We start from the raw sequence: 6,000 nt of genomic DNA, 5'->3' as shown, positions 1-6,000 counted from the left end.
GGGCTCATCGGAGATCATTGCCATGAACAACGTAGCTATTGCCGCCATCGACCTCGGAAAACATTCCTTTCATCTTCATGCTCAAGATGATCGCGGCCACGAGGTTCACCGCAGAAAGTTTACGCGCGCAGCACTCACCCAATATCTGGCGAAACTGGAACCCTGCACCGTCGTGATGGAAGCCTGTGGCGGCGCCCATTTCATGGCGCAGGAAGTCGCCAAGCTGGGGCATACGCCCAAGCTTATTGCGCCACATCTGGTACGCCCTTACGTGAAGAGCAACAAAAACGACTTCGCTGATGCCGAAGCGATCTGCGAGGCGGCGACCCGGCCCACAATGCGCTTCGTGCACCCCAAAACCCAGGCTCAGCAGGCGCTGGCGATGCTCAATTCGGTTCGTGAGTCGTTCATCAAAGACCGTACCGCCACCGTCAATCGGATTCACGCAGCCCTGCTGGAGGTGGGTATCAGCCTGGCTCCCGGCTTCAAATCCATCAAAGAGCTTCCAGCATTGCTTGAGATGAGTTCATTTTCCGGCTCCATCAAAAAAATTCTGATGGGGTTGCATGAGCACTTCAACTATCTGGATGGGAAGGTCAAAGCGCTGGACAAGGAGGTGGAATGCCAAGCAGCTGAAGATGATCTGGCGGCTCGTTTGATGACCATGCCGTGTGTCGGCCCGATCACCTCCAGCGCCTTGGCTGCCGAGTTGGGCGATGGCAAACAGTTCAAATGCGGCCGAGGCTATGCGGCGTCGATCGGGCTGGTACCCAAACAGCACGGTACGGGCGACAAAACCGTGTTGCTCGGCATCAGTAAACGCGGCGATCGAAATCAGAGGCGCCTGCTCATCCAGTGCGCCCGTGTGTACTTGATACAACTGGAACGACAGAAAGGCGCCTTGGCGGACTGGGTCCGCCAACTATTAGCTTCCCGCCATCACTCCAATCTCGTGGTCTGCGCACTGGCCAACAAGCTGGCAAGAATCGCCTGGGCGATAGCCGCACACCACACTGAATTCGATGCGGGGCCAGCCGCGATGAACGCCTGACCCCGCTGTCACCCGAGCACCACCCACCTGGTTTTGCGATGCTGGATAACTGATGACGTGAACGGCCAACCGGCCTGACGACAACCCTGGGCTCCTACACGGCTGTAAGGCCGTTCAACTAATTAGGGTCGTTGGGCATCGATTCTCATCGAGGCGCGGGGCGACACCCCCACTCAGACGCCGGATAGATGAAAGCAAGCCAAACACGCATCAAATACAGTATTGCAGAAAAGGGGGTAACCATAGATGTAGGAGCCGGCTTGCCGGCGATGGACTCAAGGGCGCGGCGTTTATCCGGTTTACACGCGTTATCGTTAACGACCATCGCTGCGATGCGGCGACCCGACAAGCCAGCTCCTACAAGGGACCATGCCCACGCTGAAACCAGAGATAGGCACAAAAAAGGCCCGCATGCGCAACCATGCGGGCCTTTTGCATGACCAGTCGCTGATCAGTGCTTGCTGTCCTGGTTCGACAGCGCCAGCAGCTGCTTTTCCTGATTCCAGTCGAAAGGTTCGTCGTTCTGTTCGGCTTCGAAGCGGCGTTCTTCCAGGGCCTGATACAGGTCGATTTCATCATCGGGCATGTAATGCAGGCAGTCACCGGCGAAATACCACAGCAGGTCACGCGGGACCAGGTGCGCAATTTGCGGATAGCGAGTGATGACCTGGCACAGAATGTCCTGGCCCAGGTACTGGCTTTCGATCGGGTCGACAGGCAGTAACGCAAGCAGTTCGTCGAAGCGCTCAAGGAACAAGGCATGACTTTCGTCGGGAACCTGCTCGGCCTCACCTACGGCGACCAGGATGCTGCGCAGGTGGTCGAGTAAAACGAGATGATCGGCAACGATGTTGGACACGAGATAAGTCCTCAAGAGCAAAACGGGCGCGGGAGTATAAAGCGCCCGCGCCCGTTTTTACATGCTAGAAGAGATCAGCGGACTTTTCCCCCGGCCAGTGCCAAAGCCTCTTGGTCAAAGTCATCGACGTCGATCACCTTGCGCCGGGCTGCTTCGGCTTCACGCAGGGTTTGGGCTTCCACCGGCTGCAACACGCCCGCCTCGAGTGCAGCATCGATCACCGACTCGCCGGCCACCGTTTTGACCTGGCCACTCTTGAGTGCCACATGCAGCTTTTTCTGCAGCGGTTGTGCGGCGCTCAACAGATTGCAAGCGTGTTGCAATGCACCGACCGGATCGTCGCTCGCTTGTGGGCGATAGCAACCCAGGAGCAATTCCTCCAGGGCCGGGTCGCCCTTGGCCCGGCCAATCAACGCAGCGACTTCGGCACCGAGTTTGTCCGATGGCCCTTTGTGCCGGCGACCGAACGGGAACACGATCACCCGCAACAGGCAGCCCACGACCTTGTTCGGGAAGTTGTTCAGCAGCTCATCCATGGCCCGTTCCGCCTGGCCCAGGCTTTCCTCCATGGCCCAGGCCAGCAGCGGTGTCATGTACTGCGGTGAGTCGAGATCGTTGTAGCGCTTGAGTGCGGCCGAAGCCAGGTAAAGGTTGCTCAGGACGTCGCCCAATCGTGCGGACAGGTGTTCGCGGCGTTTCAGTGCGCCGCCCAGCAACATCATGCTGAGGTCGGCGAGCAGGGCGAAAGCAGCGGCTTGACGATTGAGGGCGCGGAAATAACCCTGGCTGAGTTTGTCGCCCGGGGTGTGTTCCAGGTGCCCGAAACCGAGATTGAGCACCAGCGTACTGGCGGCGTTGCCCACGGCAAAACCGATGTGCTTGAGCAGGAGTTCGTCGAACTCTCTGAGCGCCTGATCTTTGTCTTCACGGCCGGCAAGGGCCATTTCCTTGAGCACGAAGGGATGGCAGCGGATCGCGCCCTGGCCGAAGATCATCAGGTTGCGCGAGAGAATGTTCGCGCCTTCCACGGTGATGAAAATCGGCGCGCCGTTCCATTTGCGGCCGAGGTAGTTGTTCGGCCCCATGATGATCGCCTTGCCGCCGTGCACATCCATAGCATCGCTGATGCAGTCGCGGCCGCGCTCAGTCAGGTGGTACTTGAGAATTGCCGACAGCACCGACGGTTTTTCGCCCAGATCGACCGCATTGGCGGTGAGCATGCGGGCGGCGTCCATCATCCAGGCGTTGCCGCCAATGCGGGCCATGGCTTCCTGAATGCCTTCGAAAGCGGCAATCGGCACGTTGAACTGTTCGCGAACCTGAGCGTATTGGCCCGTCACCAGGCTGGTGAACTTGGCCATGCCGGTGCCCACCGCCGGCAGGGAAATCGAACGCCCGACCGACAGGCAGTTCATCAGCATCATCCAGCCTTTGCCGAGCATTTCCTGGCCACCGATGAGGAACTCCAGCGGGACGAACACATCCTTGCCCGAGTTCGGGCCATTCATGAACGCGGCGCCCAACGGCAGATGCCGACGGCCGATCTCGACACCAGCGGTGTCGGTCGGAATCAGCGCCAGGCTGATACCCAGGTCTTCCTTGTCACCCAGCAGGTGATCCGGGTCGTAGGCCTTGAAGGCCAGGCCGAGGAGGGTGGCCACCGGGCCGAGGGTGATGTAGCGCTTTTCCCAGTTCAGGCGCAGACCGAGGACTTCCTGGCCTTCCCATTCACCTTTGCAGATCACCCCGGAGTCCGGCATGCCGCCGGCGTCGGAGCCAGCCAACGGGCCGGTCAGGGCAAAGCACGGGATGTCGTCGCCGCGGGCCAGGCGTGGCAGGTAATGATTGCGTTGTTCATCGGTGCCGTAATGCAGCAACAGTTCGGCCGGGCCGAGGGAGTTGGGGACCATCACGGTGGAGGCGAGGTCGCCGCTGTGGCTCGCCAGTTTCATCGCCACTTGCGAGTGGGCATAGGCGGAAAAGCCCTTGCCGCCAAACTCCTTGGGAATGATCAGGGCGAAAAAGCCGTTGTCCTTGATGAATGTCCAGACTTGCGGCGGCAGGTCCATGGTTTGACCGAGCTGCCATTCATTGACCATGGTGCAGAGTGTTTCGGTCGGCCCGTCGATGAAAGCCTGTTCCTCTTCGTTCAACTGCGCCTTGGGATAGGACAGCAGTTTGCTCCAGTCCGGGCGGCCGCTGAACAGTTCGCCGTCCCACCACACCGTGCCGGCGTCGATGGCGTCGCGTTCGGTTTGCGACATGGGCGGCAGGGTTTTCTGGAACCAGCTGAACATTGGCGCGCTGAACAATTTGCGGCGCAGGTCAGGCAGCAGCAAGGGCGCGGCGACGGCGGCGATCAACACCCAGCAAATCAGCAGCAGCCAGCCCGGCGCACGGCTGAAAGCGCCCATTGCCACGACATAGACGGCCACGATGACCAAGGCGGGCAGCGGGGCGATGCGGCGGTGAGCCAAATAAGCAATCCCGACCAGCAGAACCAGTATCCACAACAGCAGCATATTCATTCCTCCGTGAAACCAGGGTGAACCAGCCCTCAGAGCTTAGACGGCATCCGCAAAACAGGCTGATTGGAGCGATGTGATTGGAATCGTGGGAAAAGCATTGATTGAGCGAGCGGCAAAGCGCCCATGTTTGGCCGAAACGTCGTTATCTCTGTGCTGAAGCTCTCGCTAGACTCGGGGCTTCTCCAGGAGATTATTCTCATGCACGAGTACCTGAGTCCCGGCCGCTTCATCGATAGTGACCATCCGTCCGTGGTGGAGTTCGCCGAAAAACACCGTGGCGCCAGTCGCGATCCGCTTGAGCAGGCGATCAGTCTCTATTACGCCGTGCGTGAAGCGGTACGCTACAACCCGTATACATTCAGTCGCGATCCGCAGACCCTGCGCGGCAGTTATGCGCTGGCGACCGGGGAGAGTTACTGCGTGCCCAAGGCCACGTTGCTGGCAGGTGCAGCGCGGCATTGCGGGATTCCCGCGCGGATCGGCCTGGCGGATGTGCGCAATCATTTGTCGACGCCACGGCTACTTGAATTGCTCAAGAGCGACATGTTTGCCATGCACGGCTACACCGAGTTCTATTTGCAGGATCGCTGGGTCAAGGCGACACCGGCGTTCAACCGAAAACTCTGCGACCTGTTCAATGTGGCGCCGCTGGAGTTCGACGGGGTCAACGACAGTGTTTTTCATCCCTTAAACCGCGATGGCGCGAAGCTGATGGAGTACCTCGTCGATCACGGCCAGTTCGCCGACGTCCCTGAAGCGTTCTTTTTTGAACACCTGGAAAAATGCTATCCACACCTTTTCGGCGAGCAACAGCAACCGCTGCTGGGTGACATGCAGAGCGATTTGAGTCGCGCCTGATCCGGCGTATGCTGCCTGCCCACTTATCGAAAAAGAGGCGGTCATGCTGAAGATCTGGGGTCGGAAAAACTCGTCGAATGTCAGAAAACCGTTGTGGGCCGCCGAAGAGTTGGGGCTGGCCTATGAGGCCATCGATGCCGGTGGCGCCTTTGGTGTCGTCGATTCGCCTGAATACCGCGCGATGAACCCCAACGGTCGGGTTCCGGTGATCGAAGACGATGGCTTCGTGTTGTGGGAGTCCAACGCCATCGTGCGTTACCTGATGGCCAGCCACGCCGCCGATACGGCCTGGTATCCGGCGAATCTGCAAGCCCGTGCCACCGCCGACAAGTGGATGGATTGGACCACCTCGAGTTTTGCCGGACCGTTCCGCACCGTGTTCTGGGGCGTACTGCGCACCCCGGCAGACCAGCAGGACTGGGTCGCCATCAAGGCGGCGATCAAGGAATGCGACTCGCTGCTGGCGATGGCCGATCAGGCGTTGGCGAACAAGCCCTACCTGTCCGGAGACGAGATCGGCATGGGCGATATTCCCCTGGGCAGTTTCATTTATGCCTGGTTCGAGATGCCGATCGAGCGTGCGCCACAACCGAATCTACAGGCCTGGTATGCACGGTTGAAACAGCGTCCGGCGTATCAAAAGGCGGTCATGACCGCGTTGACTTAATACTCACTATCGACACGCTTGACTGTACTTGTGTGGC

At 59.5% G+C, this 6,000-nt stretch carries 5 protein-coding genes; 3 read left to right on the top strand and 2 right to left on the bottom strand.

Features of this window, described 5'->3' with window-relative positions:
* Positions 1-22: 22 nt before the first annotated feature.
* The gene (locus tag B0D71_RS25025; protein WP_103392895.1) at positions 23-1,051 is read left to right on the top strand and encodes an IS110 family RNA-guided transposase; all 1,029 of its coding nucleotides are present in this window, start codon (positions 23-25) and stop codon (positions 1,049-1,051) included.
* 451 nt (positions 1,052-1,502) lie between these two features.
* Here the strand turns inward: B0D71_RS25025 and B0D71_RS25015 are convergent, their stop codons facing one another.
* Both B0D71_RS25015 and B0D71_RS25010 read right to left on the bottom strand, forming a co-directional pair.
* Complete coding sequence (locus tag B0D71_RS25015) at positions 1,503-1,910, bottom strand: PA2817 family protein (protein WP_007972361.1); 408 nt, start codon at positions 1,908-1,910, stop codon at positions 1,503-1,505.
* 74 nt (positions 1,911-1,984) lie between these two features.
* On the bottom strand, positions 1,985-4,432 hold the full coding sequence (locus B0D71_RS25010; RefSeq protein ID WP_103397087.1) for an acyl-CoA dehydrogenase: 2,448 nt from the start codon (positions 4,430-4,432) through the stop codon (positions 1,985-1,987).
* Between the two features lie 204 nt (positions 4,433-4,636).
* Between B0D71_RS25010 and B0D71_RS25005 the strand changes: the two genes are divergently transcribed.
* Complete coding sequence (locus tag B0D71_RS25005; protein WP_103397086.1) at positions 4,637-5,296, top strand: transglutaminase-like domain-containing protein; 660 nt, start codon at positions 4,637-4,639, stop codon at positions 5,294-5,296.
* A gap of 43 nt (positions 5,297-5,339) precedes the next feature.
* Positions 5,340-5,963 (top strand): glutathione S-transferase family protein, encoded by a 624-nt coding sequence (locus tag B0D71_RS25000; RefSeq protein WP_103397085.1) that lies wholly within the window; start codon positions 5,340-5,342, stop codon positions 5,961-5,963.
* Positions 5,964-6,000: the final 37 nt, after the last annotated feature.

It is taken from the genome of Pseudomonas laurylsulfativorans, assembly GCF_002906155.1.
GTDB lineage: Bacteria > Pseudomonadota > Gammaproteobacteria > Pseudomonadales > Pseudomonadaceae > Aquipseudomonas > Aquipseudomonas laurylsulfativorans.
This window is presented reverse-complemented; position numbering and strand designations above follow the sequence as displayed.